The sequence below is a fragment of the Brucella pituitosa genome (assembly GCF_003049685.1).
GTDB lineage: Bacteria > Pseudomonadota > Alphaproteobacteria > Rhizobiales > Rhizobiaceae > Brucella > Brucella pituitosa.
Genome location: NZ_PYSY02000001.1, coordinates 2,417,179 through 2,434,402, shown reverse-complemented (window position 1 = coordinate 2,434,402; position 17,224 = coordinate 2,417,179). Strand labels below are relative to the sequence as shown.

Sequence of the window (17,224 nt, the reverse complement as noted above, 5' to 3'; positions counted from 1 at the left end):
GGGAGGCGGCTTTGGGAGGACAGCCGGATATTGTCATCATCGGATCGGGTATCGGCGGCGCGAGCATAGCCGCTGGTCTTGCCGCGTCAGGTGCCGACATTCTTATTCTTGAGGCAGGAGAGCGCTTGCCGGACAGGCCGGAAAACCGCGACCCGCGCGCCATTTTCCAGCGGGGATTCTTTCGCCCGAAAGAGTTCTGGTACGAGATCGATGGCACGCCGTTTAATCCCGGCAATTATTACAATGTCGGCGGTAATTCTAAGTTCTTTGGCGCGGTGCTGATCCGCTATCGCCGCGAGGATTTTGTCGAGATGGTGCATCTGGAAGGCGTGTCTCCGGCATGGCCCTTTGCCTATGAGGAGCTGGAGCCGTGGTATAGCCGTGCCGAACAGCTGTTTCAGGTGCGGGGCGAACTGGGCGATGATCCGACCGAACCGGAACATTCAAAGTCCTATCCATATCCGGCGATCCGTGACGAACGACCAATGGCCGATGTTCGTGCGCGGTTGAAGAAAGCGGGGCTTCACCCGGCTTCCCTGCCGCTTGGCGTTGATATCGACCGCTGGTTGGCAAAGGCTAAAACGCCATGGGATGCATTTCCCAACAGCGATGACGGCAAGATGGATGCGGAATCCTGTCCGCTTGCGGCTGCTCTCAAACATCCGAATGTACGGCTGGAAACTTCTGCGCGGGTGACGCGGTTGGAAACCGGGCCGGATGGCAAGGCGATCACCGCAGTTCATTATGTGAAGAATGGCGAGACGCTGGTGCTGCGCCCCAAGCTCGTTATTCTATCCGCTGGCGCAGTTCAGTCGGCAGCGCTCCTGCTGCGTTCAGGACTGGCGAACCGTTCCGATCAGGTCGGCCGCAATTTCATGAACCACAATTCCAGCGCGGTGATTGCTTTCGACCCACGCTATCGTAACGATGCCGTCCACCAGAAGACTTTTGGTTTCAATGATTATTATCTGTCGGATGGAGCAGGCGGACCGCCGCTTGGCAATGTGCAACTGCTTGGCCGCGTGTCGGGCGAAATCCTGAAAGCCAATATGCCCCGCGTGCCGGAATGGCTGCTGACTCGCGTTGCGCGTCATACGATCGATTTTTACGCGATGAGCGAAGACCTGCCATCGCCGGAAAGCCGCGTGACAGTTGATGGCGACCGCATCATTCTGCATTGGGTGCGTTCCAACTGGAAGGCGCATCTGATGCTGGTCGATAAGCTCAAATCCGCGCTCAGGCAGGCAGGTTTCCCGGTAGTGATGTCGCGGGCTTTCGACCGGCGCACGCCATCGCATCAATGTGGCACGGTGCGCATCGGTGATGACCCGGCGACCGCGCCGCTTGATCCTTATTGCCGCGCTTATGATCACCCCAATCTCTATGTGGTTGATGCGTCGTTTCTGCCGACATCGGCGGCGGTCAATCCGGCGCTGACCATTGCCGCGCAAGCCTTGCGCGTGTCCGACAGTCTTAACCGGGAGGTGCTGGCATGAACCGTCAAAGACCTGTTGCAGTGGTAACCGGCGGGCGGCGCGGGATCGGACTTGGTATTGCCCGCGCACTGGCTGCCAAGGGTTTGATCTGGCGATTACCGACCGCGAGCATGATGAGGCCACCATCCATGAATTGCGCGAGCTTGGCGGACGAGTGGCTTTCTTTGAAAGCGATCTGGCTGCGGTTGGAATGCATGCGGCAACGGTCGCCGCAGTGCTGAAAGAATTTGGCGGCATCGATTGTCTGGTCAACAATGCGGGCATGGGTTCGGTCGAGCGCGGCGATTTCCTTGGGTTGAAGCCGGAAAACTTCGACACGATCATGGATGTGAACCTGCGCGGCACGGTGTTTTTCACGCAGGCCGTGGTGAAGGCGATGCTGGCCGCAACCGAAGTGCGTTTTCCACGCAGCATCGTGACGATCAGCTCGGTTTCCTCCGTGATGACTTCGCCCGAACGGCTTGATTACTGCATCAGCAAAGCCGGATTGACTGCCTTCGTGCAGGGGCTTGCGCTACGTCTGGCCGAAGCGCGGATCGGGTGTTCGAGGTGCGTCCCGGCATCATCCGCACCGATATGACAGCAAAGGTCACTGAGCGTTACGACGGGCTGATCGAAGCCGGTCTGGTGCCGATGAAACGCTGGGGCGAGGCGGGTGACGTCGGCGCGATTGTGGCCGGGCTTGCCGGTGGCGATTTCATTTTTGCGACAGGTTCGGCGATTAATGCCGATGGCGGCCTGTCGATAGCAAAGCTTTAGGAACGGCGTGATGGATTACGATTATATCATCGTGGGTGGCGGGCCTGCCGGTTGTGTTCTTGCCAATCGTCTGAGCGAAGATGCTTCGATAAAAGTGCTGCTGCTTGAGGCTGGTGGAAGCGACTGGAATCCGCTGTTTCACATGCCCGCCGGTTTTGCAAAGATGACCAAAGGTGTGGCGAGCTGGGGGTGGGAAACCGTTCCGCAGAAGCATCTCAAAAACCGTGTGTTGCGCTATACGCAGGCGAAAGTCATCGGTGGTGGCTCCAGCATCAATGCGCAGATTTATACGCGCGGCAATGCCGCCGATTATGATCTCTGGGCTGGCGAAGACGGTTGCACCGGCTGGGATTATCGCCATGTGCTGCCCTATTTCAAACGCGCCGAAGACAATCAGCGCTTCAACGATGATTTTCATTCCTATGGCGGGCCGCTTGGCGTTTCGATGCCATCCGCACCACTGCCGATCTGCGACGCCTATATCCGCGCGGGTCAAGAACTCGGCATTCCATACAATCCGGATTTCAATGGTCGCGAGCAGGCAGGCGTGGGCTTTTATCAGCTCACCCAGCGCAATCGCCGCCGTTCCTCCGCGTCGCTTGCCTACCTTACGCCGATCAGGGATCGCAGGAATCTGACTGTGCGGATGAATGCGCCGGTGCGCACTATCGAGCTGGAAAAGACCCGCGTAACCGGCGTTACGCTGATGAGCGGCGAGGGCTTGCGCGCAAGCCGCGAGGTGATTGTTTCATCCGGCGCTATCGGCTCACCGAAACTCCTGCTGCAATCGGGCATCGGTCCTGCCGATCATCTCAAAAAACTCGGTGTCAGTGTGAAACACGATCTGCCGGGTGTGGGCGAGAATATGCAGGATCATCTCGACCTGTTTGTCATTGCCGAATGCACGGGCGATCACACCTATGATGGCGTGGCAAAGCTGCACCGCACGCTGGGAGCGGGGCTGCAATATATTCTGCTGCGCTCTGGCCCGGTGGCATCGAGCCTCTTTGAAACCGGCGGTTTCTGGTATGCCGATCCGGACGCCCGCTCGCCGGATATCCAGTTCCATCTGGGGCTTGGTTCGGGCATCGAGGCGGGTGTTGAGAAGCTCAAAAATGCAGGCGTAACGCTCAACTCCGCCTATCTGCATCCGCGCTCGCGTGGAACGGTGCGGCTGGCGTCCAATGATCCGGCATCAGCACCGCTGATCGATCCCAATTACTGGAGCGATCCACATGATCGCAAAATGTCGCTTGAAGGTCTGAAGATCGCGCGCGAAATCATGAGCCAGAATGCATTGAAACCCTATGTCATGGCCGAGCGCCTGCCGGGGCCGAAGGTCGTCAGCGACGATGACCTGTTCGATTATGCCTGTGCCAATGCCAAGACCGACCACCACCCTGTTGGCACCTGCAAGATGGGAACCGATGCGATGGCTGTTGTCGATCTTGATCTGAAAGTGCGAGGGCTGGAAGGTCTGCGGGTTTGCGACAGCTCGATCATGCCGCGGGTTCCTTCCTGCAACACCAATGCGCCGACCATCATGATCGGCGAAAAGGGTGCGGATATTATTCGCGGTCTCGATCCGCTGCCGCCTGTCGTGTTTTCCTGGGAGAAAAACGAACAAAAACGGCGCGCAAGGATTTAGTCGGCTTCCACAACCGGTTCGAAACGAAGATAGCCAGCGATACCTGAACCTTTGTAGTTCGGATTGTCGGATGGATGGTTCACGCCGTCATTGACGGGAATAACCTTGAAATCGAAGGGGGAAATACCTTCGAGGCAGGCAGCATTTACACCAAACTGGTGTGGGCTGGAGCGGCGCTGGTGGAAGGTGTAAATCCCGCATTTCGAGCAGAAATAGTGCTTAGCCGCACCGGTATTGAATTGATACAGCGTCAGCGCATCTTCACCTTCGAGGATTTCCACGCCATCGAGATCGGCGGAAACAGCGACTGCTCCGCGCATCCGGCAATAGGAGCAGGTGCAGCGCCGCGCCGTGTTAAGGCCATCGGAAAGTTTGACGCGAAAGCGCACCGTTCCGCAGTGGCAGGCGCCGTTGGCGACTTGAATATCGGGGTTCATGCTGATCTCCTCTTTCGGGAAAACTGATATTTCGATTTTCACAGCTTTACCATTCCCCAAACTCGATTAAATTCACTTCGACATGTTGGGGAGGAATTTTATGAGTGGGTTTGCGATTGTCACAGGCGGAAGCACCGGCATCGGTCGACATCTGGTTTCGGCATTTGCGGAAGCCGGATATGCGGTCGCTTTCAGTTTCAGAGGCGACGACGAAGCCGCAAATACACTCATGGAAGAAGTGGAAGCTGCGGGTGGTCAGGCGCTGGGGATCGAATGCGATGTCGGTTCCGGAGCCGAGGTCGAAGAGTTCTTCGATGAGGTCTGCAGCTGGTATGGTGATGCACCCGATGTGCTCGTCAACAATGCAGGCATCCAGACATGGGCGCCTTTACTGGAGCTTTCCGAGGAAGGCTGGGACGATGTGATCCGCACCAATATGAAAGGCTGCTTTCTCAACACGAAGTCTGCTGCCAAGCGGATGGTCGATGTCGGCAAGGGTGGTGCAATTATCAATATTGGCTCGGGCTGCAATAAGCTCGCATTCCCGAAGCTCGTTTCCTATACCGCGTCCAAGGGCGGGATTGAGCAGTTCACCAAAGTGTCTGCAGTGGAGCTTGGACCCCATGCCATCCGCGTCAATTGCGTGGCTCCCGGTGCGATTTACAATGAACGCACGGCTCAGGAACAGCCTGATTATGCAGAAACATGGGGTCGGATTACGCCACTGCGACGGGTCGGCACAGTAGAAGATCTTTCCGGTCCGGTGCTGTTTCTGGCGTCCGATGCTGCGCGGTTTGTTTCAGGCCAGACGATCTGGGTCGATGGCGGCCTGTTTTCACAGGCCAACTGGCCTTATGAGGGGTGAGGGATTGCTAGTATTCTGTAATTTTCGCACCAATTGGGCGTTCCTCAATCATATCTACCACCGGCTTTATTGATGGGCAGAAATGCTAGTGTTTTAGCTTGTATAATTACTTGATACTCAATTCATACTACCAATGAATTGCACTTTTCATATCCTTTGTGTTGGTTACGGTTTACTGGCCTTCATTGGAAGGTAAACAATATGGGAGTAATACAATGCAAATTGACCTTAAAGATCAAGTATCAATAGAAGCGCTGACGAAGGGGCTTTCTATCACGCTAACGCGACCAGAGTGCACGGATAGCCAATCCACTCTAGGGTATAATGATAAAAATGGTTCGGGCAACAAGCCTGTTTAAAATTTTCTTTACAGGGGCGATTGTTATCGCCCCTTTCGTCTTTAATGGGAGAAGATATATTGATGAATGCCGTTCAATCTCAAGCTCCAATTTTTTCGATCGGTGTCGAGAATGCCCGCGATTTTGCCTGCAAAAATTTACGGATCGATGACGCTCCCCTCCCGCTAGCCCATACGCGAGACAGATTGGTAATGGGCAGGTTAACCGAACAAGCTTCTCTCTTGTTTGCCGATCTAATTCCCAAAATCCGGCATCAGCTTGATCATCCGTTGGTCGGGATCGTTGCTATTGACGTACCGCAAGTGTCTAAAGATGCCACCGTCGATGCAATCGTAGGTTCCTTGATTGCAGTATCACTTACACAAGCAATTATGCCGAGCTTGCCCGATCGTGAGAACGAAACGCCGTTTTCAATTTTTACTGCGTCAAAAGATAATAGTAAGAAGCTGGATCGCGTAGGTATACGCGGCCTCTCTCCTACTGATGTTCTGGATTTTCATTCTGATGGGTCTATTGTCGATGGTAAACTGTCAGTTCCAGACTACATTTCCATTTTTTAACGTGTTTATCAATTACCACGATAGAGGCAACTTTTATTGGGTTCCGACGAGCACAATTTCAAGCTTTTCTCATATCGTCGAAAAGGTAGGATTGTCGCAGGAATACTGTTTCAGCCTCACTCCTGCTGTTTATGATAACGGCCAATCTGATGTTAAGGTTGTAGATAGGCGCGCAAGGGCGGCAATTTTTTACCCGTGCTCTAGACGGGTCAATTACCACTTTTATGAATGGTACTTTTGAAGGTCGGGCCGGTACTAGCATCGATCAAGCAGAAGACATCACCGCTGAAATCAAGACAGCTATTTCGACCAATCCGATTCGTTATTCAATTCCGCAGGAAAGCCGGAGGCTTATCCTTCTCAATAATGCGAACGGGTTTCATGCTCGCGATATTTTTGAAAACCCTATGGAAGAATATCCCGTTACCCGAACATATCTGCGAAGCGCTTCCATTGCTGGTAAAGTTGTCGGTCAGATAGTTGAGGACTGATTTTGCTTCAAAGAGTTTTTAAGTATTTTGAACAGTTAGTTGATTTTCACTATCATGGTCTGCGGGCGCATCAGTCGCGTACTGTGCTCGCACTTTTCTTTGTTCTCATAAAACCGTTTCGGTGGCTGATTGTGGCATCTGCGCTGTCTGGTGCTGCCCTTACGGCGATTGACCTGCTTAGAATGTGGGCTGTGGCGTATATCGTTGATATGGTCGCGCATTCGCCCGAACTCAATTTAACTTTTGCAACGTTCACCTTTTTTGGCTCGTTGATTGTCGCTTATGCGGTAGCTGATCCTGCATTCTGGCTCATCAATTACATGCTTCGAATGCAGGCGCTTCGATCACAGACAAAATCATCAGCCCTTTGGCAGTCGCACAAGGCTGCTTCTCAACACGATATGGAATATTTCCATTCGCACCACGCAGGCCAGATTTCCGGGCGCATAGGGCAACTCTCGAATGCAGTGCAATCGGGTATAGAAATTCTAGCTGGTCGTTTCCCACTCGGTTTTGTGCGTTTTGCAGGCTCTGCCGTTCTTATTGCCTATCTTGCCCCTCTATTTGTCGTTCCAGTGTTGATTTGGATTTTACTAAATGGATTGTTAGCGATCTATCTTGTGCCAAAGTTCAATGCTCAAGCTGAAAAAAATTTCCGAGACGTCCAGCATTGTAAATGGCGCTATTACAGAATATTTTTCAAATATTCGTGCGATAAAAACCTTATTTGCTTACGATGCAGAGAACAGTTTTGTTCTTTCAAAAAATCGATAAGCAACACGAAACAAACCTCGATATCAACCGTTTAACAACGATTGCTGGACTGTTCATTCGTGTGCTGAACACAGGTCTGGTTTCCAGTATTCTCACATTGGGCTTATACGGATTAGCACAGGGATTGATATCGCCTGGTGAGTTTGTTGCAGGAATTACCCTAGCCGGGGGCATGGCTGCGGATGCTGGTTGGTTTGTAGGTGTGGGAAGGGCTAACTCAGACATTCGGCACGATCAGAGATGCGCGTTCAACTGTTACGGCAAGACCAATCGTTAAAGACGGCAGCGAGCGTCTACGGGTATCCAATCCACTACACATTTCATTGCATAACGTCAGTTTTCTTACGGATTACGGCAAACTTTGAGGAATATCTCGTTCGAGATAGAGGCAGGCCAGAAGGTTGGTATTGTTGGGCCCTCTGGAGCGGGTAAATCTACGCTTATCGATCTAATGCTGAGATTATACGATGTTGATGCAGGACAGATTGCGCTTGATGGGCAGGATATTCGCTCTGTAAAGATTTCTGAGTTACGGGTGTGTTTTCGGTTGTTGCGCAAAGCGACATGCTGTTTCATCGTTCGATAAAGGAGAACATCGCGTTTGGCGCGGAAACCTCCAACAATGCAGTAATAAAACATGCAGCCGAGTTGGCAGATGCATCTTCGTTTATTGAAGAACTTGCCCCGGACGGGAGGGGCTTTGACGTAGTAGTTGGAGAGGGGCGAGACTTTCCGGTGGTCAACAACAACGCATTTTACTCGCACGCGCCTTCCTACAAAATCGGCCCGTTCTTATTCTTGACGAAGCCACCTCCGCTCTCGATACCAATAGTGAAAGCTTGATTAAGAATGCAATTGCGTCGCTTGACGCAGATACAACTGTTATCGCAGTTGCACATCGCCTTTCCACCGTTAGAGACTTTGATAAAATCATAGTTCTAGACAACGGTGCTGTCGTGGCAATGGGACCACATGACAATCTCATTCAATTCTGTGAGCTTTATCGTGAGTTGTGGATTAAGCAGGCTGGCCTGACGGCGATGTAGAATACGCTGTAGCGAGGTCGGAGACCGTAGGAAACGCGACGGGTTGGTATAATTGAAAAACACCAAAATCAGTGACTTTCACCTGATTGATACCAACTTAAACTCTTTAATGAACTAAAGGGATTAAATGGTGATCCCGACTGGATTCGAACCAGTGGCCTCAAGATTAGGAATCTTGCGCTCTATCCTACTGAGCTACGGGACCAGTCATCAAAAACGCCCGGATTTAATGGCTTAGAGCGACCTTTGTGCGTCCGAAAAGACGCTCGGCGTTCTAATGGGCCAGAGCATTTTCCGACACATACTGTTTTTCATGGCTTTCGCCAACCCCGCAAAAAGCGGGGCAGGCGCATTTCTTCTTCTGAAACGAATTTAAGCGGCCAGCGCGGTTTCAACCACCGACACAAAATAGCTCACGCCATAGGGAATGGCTTCGTCGTTGAAGTCATAGGCGGGATGATGCAGGCCCGGCGTGTCACCATTGCCGAGGAAGATGTAAGCGCCCGGACGTGCTTCCAGCATATAAGAGAAGTCTTCGGCGGCCATCATCGGGGCCACATCGGTCTTCACCTTGCCTTCGCCCGCCACATTCTTTGCAACACGAGCCGCAAAGTCGGTCTGGTCGTCATGATTATAAGTGACAGGATAGTTGTTCTTGTAGCGCACGGTGATTTCAGCACCTGTAAGCATGGCGATACCTGCCGCTGCTTCGCGAATACGCCGTTCAGCATAGGCACGGGTTTCTTTGCTCAATGTGCGTACGGTGCCAGATAATTTCGCCGTTTCCGGAATGACATTATAGGCTTCGCCCGCATGGAACTTCGTGATGGAAATGACGAGTGAATCCAGCGGATCGATATTGCGTGCGACAATGCCCTGAATGGCAAGATGCAGCTGTGAACCGGCAAGGATTGGATCAATCGTGCGGTGCGGTTGTGCTGCATGACCACCGCGCCCTTGATGGAAAGATCGAACTCGTCGGTTGCCGCCATGATCGGGCCTTTGCACATGGCGAACTGGCCGACGGCAAGGCTTGGCAGATTGTGCACGCCATAGACTTCCGCAATACCGAAACGATCCATCACGCCGTCCTGAACCATGGCGAGCGCGCCTGCACCGCCTTCTTCAGCTGGCTGGAAAAGCAATACGGCAGAGCCACGAAAATTACGGGTTTCTGTCAGATATTGTGCGGCACCCAGCAGCATGGATGTGTGGCCATCATGACCGCAGGAGTGCGCTTTTCCCGGGTTTTTCGATGCCCATTCGACACCGCTTGTCTCGGTGATCGGCAGCGCATCCATATCGGCACGAAGACCGATAGCCGGACCATCGCCATGCCGCCCCTTGATGACCGCGACAACGCCACTACGGCCGACACCGGTTTCAACGAGATCGCAGCCGAAGGATTTCAGCTTTTCTTCGACAAAGCGCGCCGTCTCGTGAACGTCATAAAGAAGTTCGGGATTCTGGTGCAGATGACGACGCCATGCGGCGATCTCCGCTTGAGTCTCGACGGCACGATTGAGCACTGGCATTTCGGAAATATCCTGAGATTCTTATGATGCAGAAGTTGCGAGAATATGACGTTTCGGTGAAAGCGGGCAATCCCTATTTGCCTTTTCCTTGCCACATGGCATAGATAAGAGCAGTGCAAATTCTCCTTTTTGACTGGTGTATTCGCAAGCCGTTGCGGCTTTTGGAGGTCGATGCAACAGGAAGCGGAACCGATAACCCGCAGGCATTGCGGCTCTCGTTGATTGGAACTACGAAATGATTTCGAAACCGTTGAAAATCTGGTTTGCAACTGCGGCAATTTCTGGCCTTGCCCTGGCTGGTGCTTTGTCCGCTGCTACCGCCAACCCATCGATTGCGGTGGATGTTGCAAGTGGCAAGGTTTATTCTGCGCAGGATCCTTTTCAGCGCTGGTATCCGGCTTCGCTCACCAAGATGATGACGGCTTATGTCACTTTCCGTGCTCTTCAGGCAGGACAGATGACGCTTGAATCCCCTGTAAAAATGACGGTTAACGCCTCGAAAGAACCGCCGAGCAAGATGGGCTATCGTCCTGGCTCCGTGTTGACGCTCGACAATGCACTCAAGATCATGCTCGTGAAATCGGCCAATGACGTTTCGGTTGCCGTTGCGGAAGCCGTTGGCGGTACGGAATCGGCTTTCGTGCAGCGTATGAATGCGGAAGCCCAGCGCATCGGCATGAGCGGATCGCATTTTGCCAATCCAAACGGTCTGCATGATCCGAACAATTATTCGACCGCGCACGATCTGGCTGTTCTTGGCGTGCAGCTGCGTCGCGAGTTTCCGCAATATGCGCATTATTTCAATACAGAAGCCATTGATGCGGGCGACGGCAAGAAGCCACAGGCCAATTACAATATTCTGCTTGGCCGCTTCGATGGTGCCGATGGCATGAAGACCGGTTTTGTCTGTGCATCAGGCTTCAATCTGGCCAGCTCTGCAACCCGTCAGGGCCGCACCATTCTCGCAGTTGTGCTGGGTGCTGATCGTCAGGAAACCCGCGCTGTGCAGGCAGCACAGCTGATGACCGATGCATTCCGCAGCAATGGTGCCGGTGTGCCGACACTTGGTGGAATGGTGCCGCCAGCAAGTAGCTCCGTCTATCAGGCCGTGGATATGCGCAAGACCATTTGCAACCAGCAGGCCATGGCTGATCGCTGGGACGGTCGCGATGTCGAAGGGCGTTTGCAGCTCAATTCGCCTTATATTCATGCGATGACCCGTGAACCGGTGCCGGTTCAGGTCGGACTTGTCTCAGCGCCGCCTGCAAAGGTAACAAAAGTCGGGCAGCTCGATATTTCGCAGATTCCTGTGCCGATGCCACGCCCGCAGCGTGCTGCGGCCTCAATCAACTAAGAATAGAGCCATGCCGCATCCAATTCCTGTTTCCGTGCTGACCGGCTTTCTTGGCTCGGGCAAGACAACGCTGCTCAATCGCCTGCTGAAAGACCCTGCACTCACGGATACTGCCGTCATCATCAATGAATTTGGTGAGGTCAGTATCGATCATCTGCTGGTCGAAGAAGCAAGCGAAGGCGTGATAGAGCTCGCCGATGGCTGCCTGTGCTGCACGGTGCGTGGTGAATTGGTGGATACACTGGCCGATCTGATCGACCGTCTGCAGACCGGGCGTATCAAGGCATTGAAGCGGATCATCATCGAGACGACCGGCCTTGCCGATCCGGCTCCGGTGTTGCATTCGATCATGGGACATCCGGTGCTGATGCAGGCTTTACGCCTTGATGGTGTGCTTGCGACCGTTGATGCCGTCAATGGCATGGCAACGCTCGACAACCATGAGGAAGCGGTCAAACAGGCTGCGATGGCCGACCGCATCATCATCACAAAAGCAGATATGCCAGAAGCGCAGGCGGGTCTGGCAGCCCTGAAAGCAAGGCTGCAACTGCTCAATCCGGGTGCGGATATACTGGAAGCTTCCGATACGCGCACGGGATATGCGGCTCTTTTTGAATGCGGGTTGTATAATCCCGAAACCAAGACGGCTGATGTGCAGCGCTGGCTGAAGGCGGAAGCTTACGAGGATGATCATCACCACGATCATGCTCATCATCACGACCACGATCATGTGTGTGGGCCGGATTGCAATCATGATCACGATCACGCCCACAATCATGGGCATCACCATCATCATGACGACGCAATCCGCTCCTTCTCGCTGCGGCACAAGGAACCGATCCCGTTTTCGACCTTTGAGATGTTTCTCGATCTGCTGCGTTCGACCCATGGTGAAAAGTTGTTGCGCGTGAAGGGAATTGTGCAGATTGCCGAAGATCCTGATCGTCCGCTGGTCATCCATGGTGTGCAGAAAATCTTCCATCCACCGGCACGCCTGCCGAAATGGCCCAAGGATGAGCACGAGACGCTTCTGGTGATGATCGTGAAGGATTTGCCGGAAACCTACGTGCGCGAGCTTTTCGATGCGTTTATGGGCAAGGCAGGGATTGATCGTCCCGATCGCGCGGCCATGATGGATAACCCGCTGGCTATTCCCGGATTTTCCACCCGATAAATAGTTGCGCTGATAATTATTTCTTCTGAATAAGAAAACGATGCAGGTTTTCGTCACGTTCCTGCGCGAGCAGGGCGTGGCCTTCCTGCGTGCAGAAATGTGGAAGATCAATGCCGGATAGCGGGTCAGTCGCTTCCACCCAGAGACGTGCGCCGCTCGGCATGTTTTGAAGGCGATTGCGCGTCTTTAAAACAGGAAGAGGGCATTTAAGCCCTCTCAGATCATAGACGGGAACGTCTTTATCCATCTGCTGTCAATTACCGCCCAGTTTCCACCATGGCTTTTTCTTTTCAGGCGCAGGTGCCGCGACATTATCTGCAACTGTGCTTGCAGTGGTCATTGGCGAAACAGCTGTCGGGTTTTCCTGCGGAACAGGAACAGCCGCGGTCTGAGCCGGAGGAGTTGCAGCGGGCGCCGATGCTGCAGGAGCCGCGAGCGCTGGTGTTGCGGCAATTGCTGTCGGCTGTGCCGAGATTGGGGTTGCTGCAGGCGCAATATCCGGTGCATTCGGCGTTTCAGCCGAAGTTGGCGAAAGCGACGGCGGTTCGCGCGTTACCTTTTCGCCGCGTGCACGAGCGGCACTCCAGGCGGAAACGAGCTTTGCTTCGGTAATGCCCTGAATGGACGGTGCCGGCTTCTTCTGTGCTGCGCTGAAAGCAGACTGGAAGGTCTTTTCATACGACGTGGTATAAGCCATCGATTCCGCATTGGCCGAAGGCGGGCAGGCGTCGTTTGCTGAAAGTGGCTGGCCGTCTGGTGTCGGTACGTTGAAGACATAACGCTTTTCGCAGACGTCAACTTTGGCGGTACTTTGGTCACTTCAAAGAATCATAGCCCTGCTTGAGCATTTTCCAGAAGCTGTAATTCGGATCGCTCTTATAGCGCGCCATGTTGGCAGCGGTCATGCGAAACGGAAATGCCTGAATCTGGAAATCACGCTGGCCACCCTTGAAGGCATCGCGACCAAAGGCATAAATCTCGCTGACGCTCTCATCGGTCATCGAATAGCAGCCCGACGACGAGCAGGCACCGTGCACCATCAGATTCTGGCCGGTGCGGTTGTGGGCGCGGTCATAGGCATTCGGGAAGCCCATGTTGAATGCAAGGTGATATTGTGAGTTCGGATTCATCTGAGCGGGCGGACGTTATAGAAGCCCTCCGGTGCCTGACGATCACCTTCGATGAATTTGGGACCGAGCTTGCCCGACCATTTGCAGATCTCATAAGATGCAATTTGATCGTATTTGCCGTTATTCTTCTGTTTCCAGACTTCGAGGACGCCTTCTTCCTTGAAAATACGCACCATGACCGGCGAAGTGCGGGTCATGCCCTTCGTCTTCATTTTGGCAACGATTTTCTCGGAAAGTGGTTTTTCAGCCCGCAGGCTGAGATCGGAAACGGATGAACCCTGACAGCCCGCAAGCAGAGCGGATGCCATAAGTGTTCCAAGAAGTGCGGTTCTGATCTTCATATCGCATCGAGCCTGTTAGAGCTGCGCCTTCTGACGCATTTGAGCAAATCTGACTTTTTCGGTGCCGGGATATTAACAACTAAACCTTTCGGTATCGTTGATAAACCGTTGCTCAATTACCTAAAAAACACAGTGACCGCAATATGGCGGAAATGACGACATGATGCAAATCCGGCGCAGTTTGAGCTGCGCCGGCATGGCTTTTTGAATTTTATAGTAAATTAAAGGTTACGACCGATGTCGAGGAACTTCTGACGACGTTCCTGCTTGAGTGTCTCGCCGTCGATATCCTTCATTGAGCGTAGCGAGGCGGTAATGATGTCGCCTGCAGCTGCAATGGTGGATTCCTTGCCGCGATGTGCACCGCCAAGCGGTTCCGGGATGATGCCGTCGATGACCTTGAGGTCGAACAGATCCTGCGCGGTGATGCGCATGTTGGAGGCAGCATCCTTTGCACGGGTCGAATCGTGCCAGAGGATCGAAGCCGCACCTTCCGGCGAAATCACCGAATAGATCGAATGTTCGAGCATATAGACGCGGTTTGCGACAGCAATCGCGATTGCACCGCCCGAACCGCCTTCACCGATGATGATCGAGATAACAGGCACGCGCAGCTTGAGACATTCTGCCGTTGAGCGCGCAATGGCTTCTGCCTGACCGCGTTCTTCTGCACTGACGCCCGGATAAGCACCTGCTGTATCAACGAAGGTGATCAGCGGCAGCTGGAAACGGTCGGCCATTTCCATGATGCGGACGGCCTTGCGGTAGCCTTCAGGACGGGCCGAGCCGAAATTGTGCTTGAGACGCGTCTTGGTGTCCGAGCCTTTTTCCTGACCGAGAATGGCAACGGGCTGGCCATTGAAGCGGGCAAAGCCGCCCTGAATGGCTTCGTCATTGGCAAACTGGCGGTCGCCGGCCAAAGGCGTGAACTCGGTGAACAGTGTGCTGATATATTCAAGGCAGTGCGGACGATCCGGGTGGCGGGCGATCTGTGCCTTCTGCCATGGGGTCAGCTTGCGATAGATATCCTTGAGCGCATCGGCCGATCGTTTCTCGAGACGGCTGATCTCGTCGCTCATCTCGACGCTGCCCTGTTCCTGTGCGAGCTTTTTCAGCTCAAGGATCTGGCCTTCGAGGTCTGCGACGGGTTTTTCAAAATCGAGATAGTTGTACATCGGGCCTGACTATTGTGCGTTTCCAGAGATGTTGGCCATAGAACAAGCCCAATAGAGGCTGTTTTACGACGCCTTACATATTTACTTCGCGCGCATCTTGCAAATTTTTCTGAAATTCTCTTACCCGCCGCGCGCTTAATCGGCAAGCGGATGATGTTCACTTACCAGCTTATGCAGTCTTTCTTCCAGAACATGTGTGTAGATTTGGGTCGTTGAAATATCCGCATGTCCAAGCAATTGCTGCACTGTTCTGAGGTCAGCACCGTTTTGTAAAAGGTGGCTGGCGAAGGCATGACGCAGCACATGCGGGGAGATGGAAGCGCTCGAAAGCCCGGCGCGGGCAGCAAGACTTTTGAGTTCACGCGCGAAAACCTGGCGCGCCAGATGGCCGCTTTCAGAAAAAGCCGGAAAGAGCCAGGGGTTATCGTCGTAGCCCGGCAGGGAATCGCGCAGCGACAGAAAGCGCTGCAATGCCTCGCGCGCCTTTTGTGACAGGGGCACCATGCGATCCTTGGAGCCTTTGCCGCGCACGATCAGAAAGCGATGGTCTGTGCGGGCGACACTTGCGGGAAGACCCACAAGCTCCGAAACACGCAATCCCGTCGCGTAAAGCGTTTCAAGCAGCGCGTGAAGGCGAAGCGCTTTGATGCGGTCTGCAGGCTCAAGTGCTTCTTTCGCCTCAAGATCGGCGCGATCAAGAAGGCGCCCGACATTTTCGACGCTCATGATTTTCGGAAGAGGTTTCTGCTTTTTGGGGGCATCGATGACACCGGTGGGATCATCCTGCCTGAAACCCTCCGAATAAAGAAAGCGAAAGAACTGTCTGATTGCGGACAGGCGGCGTGCCTGTGATGTCGCAGCAAAGCCTTCATTGGCCATGCCATCGATTACATGGCGTATATCGTCGGTTTTTTGCTTCAGCAAGATTGATGCCGCGCGCGGTCATCACTTCGGCGCAGGCTTCCAGATCGCGTCGATAAGATTCAAGCGTGTTATGCGCGGCTCCGCGTTCGGCGCTCATCATTTCGAGAAAATTCTCAATCGCCAAAGATGCCCGCATGTCTACTCCTGCTTATCCGTCGTATCGGAACCATTGGTCTGGCCGTCTGTGACGGTTTCTGCCGGGGCCAATGCTGGTGCTGGTGCCGGTGCTGGCGGTGGGGCGACGACTGTCTGTTTCAGTTTTGATGCGGGGATTTCGACGGTGATCTCATGGGTAACCGGCTTCACGAAATTGGCGAGCGAGAACATTGCGCCGTAGACAATGGCAGCGATCACAGCAAGCAGGACAAGAATGCGCGTCAGCGTGGGCATGGTGCGTTTATGCTGTGCTATTGAGACGAAAGCAAGGACAGCCAAAGCATGCGCATAAAAAGCCCCATTTGGTGCAGTTCAGGCGATGAAAGCGGATGAAAGCGATTGACGCCGCGCGGTTTTTCATGTGGAACCGGAGGAAATGGATGAGGTTTATGAGCAGTACAACAAAACAGACAAATCTTAACGAGAAGGCGGATGCTGTCCGTCAGCTTCTTGGTGCGAAAGTGGTTGTTCTTGTTGGGCTGATGGGCGCAGGCAAGTCGACCGTGGGTCGCAAGGTGGCGACGATGCTCGGTCTGCCTTTCCGCGATGCCGATAACGAGATTGAGTCCGCCGCCCGCATGACGGTTCCTGAACTGTTTGAAGCCTATGGCGAAGCCGAGTTTCGTGATCTGGAGCGCCGGGTTATCCTGCGGCTTCTTGAAGATGGCCCCATGGTGCTGGCAACCGGTGGCGGCGCTTATATGAATGCTGAAACCCGTGAAGCAATTGCCGCAAATGGTGTTTCGGTTTGGCTCAATGCCGAACTGGATGTGCTGATGGACCGTGTGTCTCGCCGTCAGAATCGCCCGCTTCTCAGGAATGATGATCCGCGTGGTGTGATGCAGCGGCTGATGAATGAACGCTATCCGGTTTATGCGCTTGCTGACCTGCATGTGATGACACGTGACGACAAGAAAGAAGTGATCGCCGGAGAACTGATCGACGTTCTGACCGAGCATCTGGATAAGAAATAGGCCCCTGATCCTGAGTTGGGCCTGAA

Annotated in this window: 17 protein-coding genes, 1 tRNA gene and 4 pseudogenes; 13 read left to right on the top strand and 9 right to left on the bottom strand. The window is 53.6% G+C overall.

Going from position 1 to position 17,224, the window contains the following annotated elements; translation table 11 throughout:
* Positions 1-11: 11 nt before the first annotated feature.
* The 3 genes and pseudogenes from C9380_RS11990 (at position 12) to C9380_RS11980 (ending at position 3,903) form a co-directional block, all read left to right on the top strand.
* Positions 12-1,496, top strand: a complete 1,485-nt coding sequence (locus C9380_RS11990; protein ID WP_128093592.1) for a GMC oxidoreductase — start codon at positions 12-14, stop codon at positions 1,494-1,496.
* Positions 1,493-2,255 (top strand): annotated as a pseudogene (locus tag C9380_RS11985) (3-ketoacyl-ACP reductase). The gene C9380_RS11990 and the pseudogene C9380_RS11985 overlap by 4 nt, the downstream one beginning before the upstream one ends.
* Positions 2,256-2,265: 10 nt before the next feature.
* The gene (locus tag C9380_RS11980) at positions 2,266-3,903 is read left to right on the top strand and encodes a GMC family oxidoreductase (protein ID WP_105705604.1); all 1,638 of its coding nucleotides are present in this window, start codon (positions 2,266-2,268) and stop codon (positions 3,901-3,903) included.
* On the opposite strand, the gene C9380_RS11975 is transcribed toward C9380_RS11980, so the two are convergent.
* Positions 3,900-4,340, bottom strand: coding sequence for a GFA family protein (locus C9380_RS11975; RefSeq protein ID WP_100558434.1), 441 nt, complete (start codon positions 4,338-4,340; stop codon positions 3,900-3,902). The two genes, C9380_RS11980 and C9380_RS11975, sit on opposite strands and share 4 nt — an antisense overlap.
* 100 nt (positions 4,341-4,440) lie before the next feature.
* Here C9380_RS11975 and C9380_RS11970 point away from each other — a divergent pair, with 100 nt between their 5' ends.
* From C9380_RS11970 to C9380_RS28500, 7 genes are all read left to right on the top strand, one after another.
* The gene (locus C9380_RS11970) at positions 4,441-5,205 is read left to right on the top strand and encodes an SDR family NAD(P)-dependent oxidoreductase (RefSeq protein WP_128092741.1); all 765 of its coding nucleotides are present in this window, start codon (positions 4,441-4,443) and stop codon (positions 5,203-5,205) included.
* A 418-nt stretch (positions 5,206-5,623) separates the two neighbouring features.
* Complete coding sequence (locus C9380_RS11965) at positions 5,624-6,124, top strand: hypothetical protein (protein WP_128093591.1); 501 nt, start codon at positions 5,624-5,626, stop codon at positions 6,122-6,124.
* A 224-nt stretch (positions 6,125-6,348) separates the two neighbouring features.
* The gene (locus tag C9380_RS11960) at positions 6,349-6,615 is read left to right on the top strand and encodes a hypothetical protein (RefSeq protein WP_128093590.1); all 267 of its coding nucleotides are present in this window, start codon (positions 6,349-6,351) and stop codon (positions 6,613-6,615) included.
* Positions 6,616-6,617: 2 nt separating this feature from the next.
* The gene (locus tag C9380_RS11955) at positions 6,618-7,424 is read left to right on the top strand and encodes an ABC transporter ATP-binding protein (RefSeq protein ID WP_128093589.1); all 807 of its coding nucleotides are present in this window, start codon (positions 6,618-6,620) and stop codon (positions 7,422-7,424) included.
* 326 nt (positions 7,425-7,750) lie between these two features.
* The gene (locus C9380_RS11950; RefSeq protein WP_128093588.1) at positions 7,751-7,975 is read left to right on the top strand and encodes an ATP-binding cassette domain-containing protein; all 225 of its coding nucleotides are present in this window, start codon (positions 7,751-7,753) and stop codon (positions 7,973-7,975) included.
* Complete coding sequence (locus C9380_RS26815; RefSeq protein ID WP_164844621.1) at positions 7,927-8,232, top strand: hypothetical protein; 306 nt, start codon at positions 7,927-7,929, stop codon at positions 8,230-8,232. Before C9380_RS11950 ends, C9380_RS26815 begins: the two co-directional genes overlap by 49 nt.
* Positions 8,142-8,435 carry a hypothetical protein gene (locus C9380_RS28500; RefSeq protein ID WP_128093663.1) on the top strand — a complete coding sequence of 98 codons (294 nt, stop codon included), beginning with the start codon at positions 8,142-8,144 and terminating at the stop codon, positions 8,433-8,435. Before C9380_RS26815 ends, C9380_RS28500 begins: the two co-directional genes overlap by 91 nt.
* A 128-nt stretch (positions 8,436-8,563) precedes the next feature.
* Here C9380_RS28500 and C9380_RS11940 read toward each other — a convergent pair.
* From C9380_RS11940 to C9380_RS28490, 3 genes and pseudogenes are all read right to left on the bottom strand, one after another.
* A tRNA-Arg gene (locus C9380_RS11940) sits at positions 8,564-8,640 on the bottom strand.
* 167 nt (positions 8,641-8,807) lie between these two features.
* Positions 8,808-9,443, bottom strand: a complete 636-nt coding sequence (locus C9380_RS28495) for an amidohydrolase (RefSeq protein ID WP_353954640.1) — start codon at positions 9,441-9,443, stop codon at positions 8,808-8,810.
* Positions 9,362-9,970, bottom strand: a pseudogene (locus C9380_RS28490) (amidohydrolase); the annotation flags it as partial. The gene C9380_RS28495 and the pseudogene C9380_RS28490, both read right to left, overlap by 82 nt.
* A gap of 235 nt (positions 9,971-10,205) precedes the next feature.
* Between C9380_RS28490 and C9380_RS11930 the strand changes: the two are divergent.
* Positions 10,206-11,324 carry a D-alanyl-D-alanine carboxypeptidase family protein gene (locus C9380_RS11930; RefSeq protein WP_100558439.1) on the top strand — a complete coding sequence of 373 codons (1,119 nt, stop codon included), beginning with the start codon at positions 10,206-10,208 and terminating at the stop codon, positions 11,322-11,324.
* A gap of 10 nt (positions 11,325-11,334) precedes the next feature.
* Complete coding sequence (locus C9380_RS11925) at positions 11,335-12,498, top strand: CobW family GTP-binding protein (RefSeq protein ID WP_128093587.1); 1,164 nt, start codon at positions 11,335-11,337, stop codon at positions 12,496-12,498.
* A gap of 16 nt (positions 12,499-12,514) precedes the next feature.
* On the opposite strand, the gene C9380_RS11920 is transcribed toward C9380_RS11925, so the two are convergent.
* From C9380_RS11920 to C9380_RS11900, 5 genes and pseudogenes are all read right to left on the bottom strand, one after another.
* A complete protein-coding gene (locus C9380_RS11920; RefSeq protein ID WP_024898489.1) occupies positions 12,515-12,745 on the bottom strand; it encodes a sulfurtransferase TusA family protein in 231 nt (76 codons plus the stop codon).
* A gap of 6 nt (positions 12,746-12,751) precedes the next feature.
* Positions 12,752-13,969, bottom strand: a pseudogene (locus C9380_RS11915) (hypothetical protein).
* A 221-nt stretch (positions 13,970-14,190) separates the two neighbouring features.
* The gene (locus tag C9380_RS11910; protein ID WP_100558442.1) at positions 14,191-15,144 is read right to left on the bottom strand and encodes an acetyl-CoA carboxylase carboxyltransferase subunit alpha; all 954 of its coding nucleotides are present in this window, start codon (positions 15,142-15,144) and stop codon (positions 14,191-14,193) included.
* Positions 15,145-15,279: 135 nt separating this feature from the next.
* Positions 15,280-16,204, bottom strand: a pseudogene (xerD, locus tag C9380_RS11905) (site-specific tyrosine recombinase XerD).
* A gap of 2 nt (positions 16,205-16,206) precedes the next feature.
* Positions 16,207-16,458, bottom strand: coding sequence for a hypothetical protein (locus C9380_RS11900; protein ID WP_105731195.1), 252 nt, complete (start codon positions 16,456-16,458; stop codon positions 16,207-16,209).
* A 155-nt stretch (positions 16,459-16,613) separates the two neighbouring features.
* On the opposite strand from C9380_RS11900, the gene C9380_RS11895 reads away from it, so the two are divergent.
* Entirely contained in the window at positions 16,614-17,198 is a 585-nt protein-coding gene (locus C9380_RS11895; protein WP_024898494.1) for a shikimate kinase, read from the top strand.
* Positions 17,199-17,224: the final 26 nt, after the last annotated feature.

What these genes read in the sequence shown, in the direction of transcription:
- C9380_RS11900 (WP_105731195.1), bottom strand. Translation starts at nt 16,458, where the DNA reads ATGCCCACGCTGACGCGCATTCTTGTCCTGCTTGCTGTGATCGCTGCC.
- C9380_RS11925 (WP_128093587.1), top strand. Translation starts at nt 11,335, where the DNA reads ATGCCGCATCCAATTCCTGTTTCCGTGCTGACCGGCTTTCTTGGCTCG.
- C9380_RS11910 (WP_100558442.1), bottom strand. Translation starts at nt 15,144, where the DNA reads ATGTACAACTATCTCGATTTTGAAAAACCCGTCGCAGACCTCGAAGGC.
- C9380_RS11980 (WP_105705604.1), top strand. Translation starts at nt 2,266, where the DNA reads ATGGATTACGATTATATCATCGTGGGTGGCGGGCCTGCCGGTTGTGTT.
- C9380_RS11960 (WP_128093590.1), top strand. Translation starts at nt 6,349, where the DNA reads ATGAATGGTACTTTTGAAGGTCGGGCCGGTACTAGCATCGATCAAGCA.
- C9380_RS11975 (WP_100558434.1), bottom strand. Translation starts at nt 4,340, where the DNA reads ATGAACCCCGATATTCAAGTCGCCAACGGCGCCTGCCACTGCGGAACG.
- C9380_RS11920 (WP_024898489.1), bottom strand. Translation starts at nt 12,745, where the DNA reads ATGGATAAAGACGTTCCCGTCTATGATCTGAGAGGGCTTAAATGCCCT.
- C9380_RS11930 (WP_100558439.1), top strand. Translation starts at nt 10,206, where the DNA reads ATGATTTCGAAACCGTTGAAAATCTGGTTTGCAACTGCGGCAATTTCT.
- C9380_RS11895 (WP_024898494.1), top strand. Translation starts at nt 16,614, where the DNA reads ATGAGCAGTACAACAAAACAGACAAATCTTAACGAGAAGGCGGATGCT.
- C9380_RS11970 (WP_128092741.1), top strand. Translation starts at nt 4,441, where the DNA reads ATGAGTGGGTTTGCGATTGTCACAGGCGGAAGCACCGGCATCGGTCGA.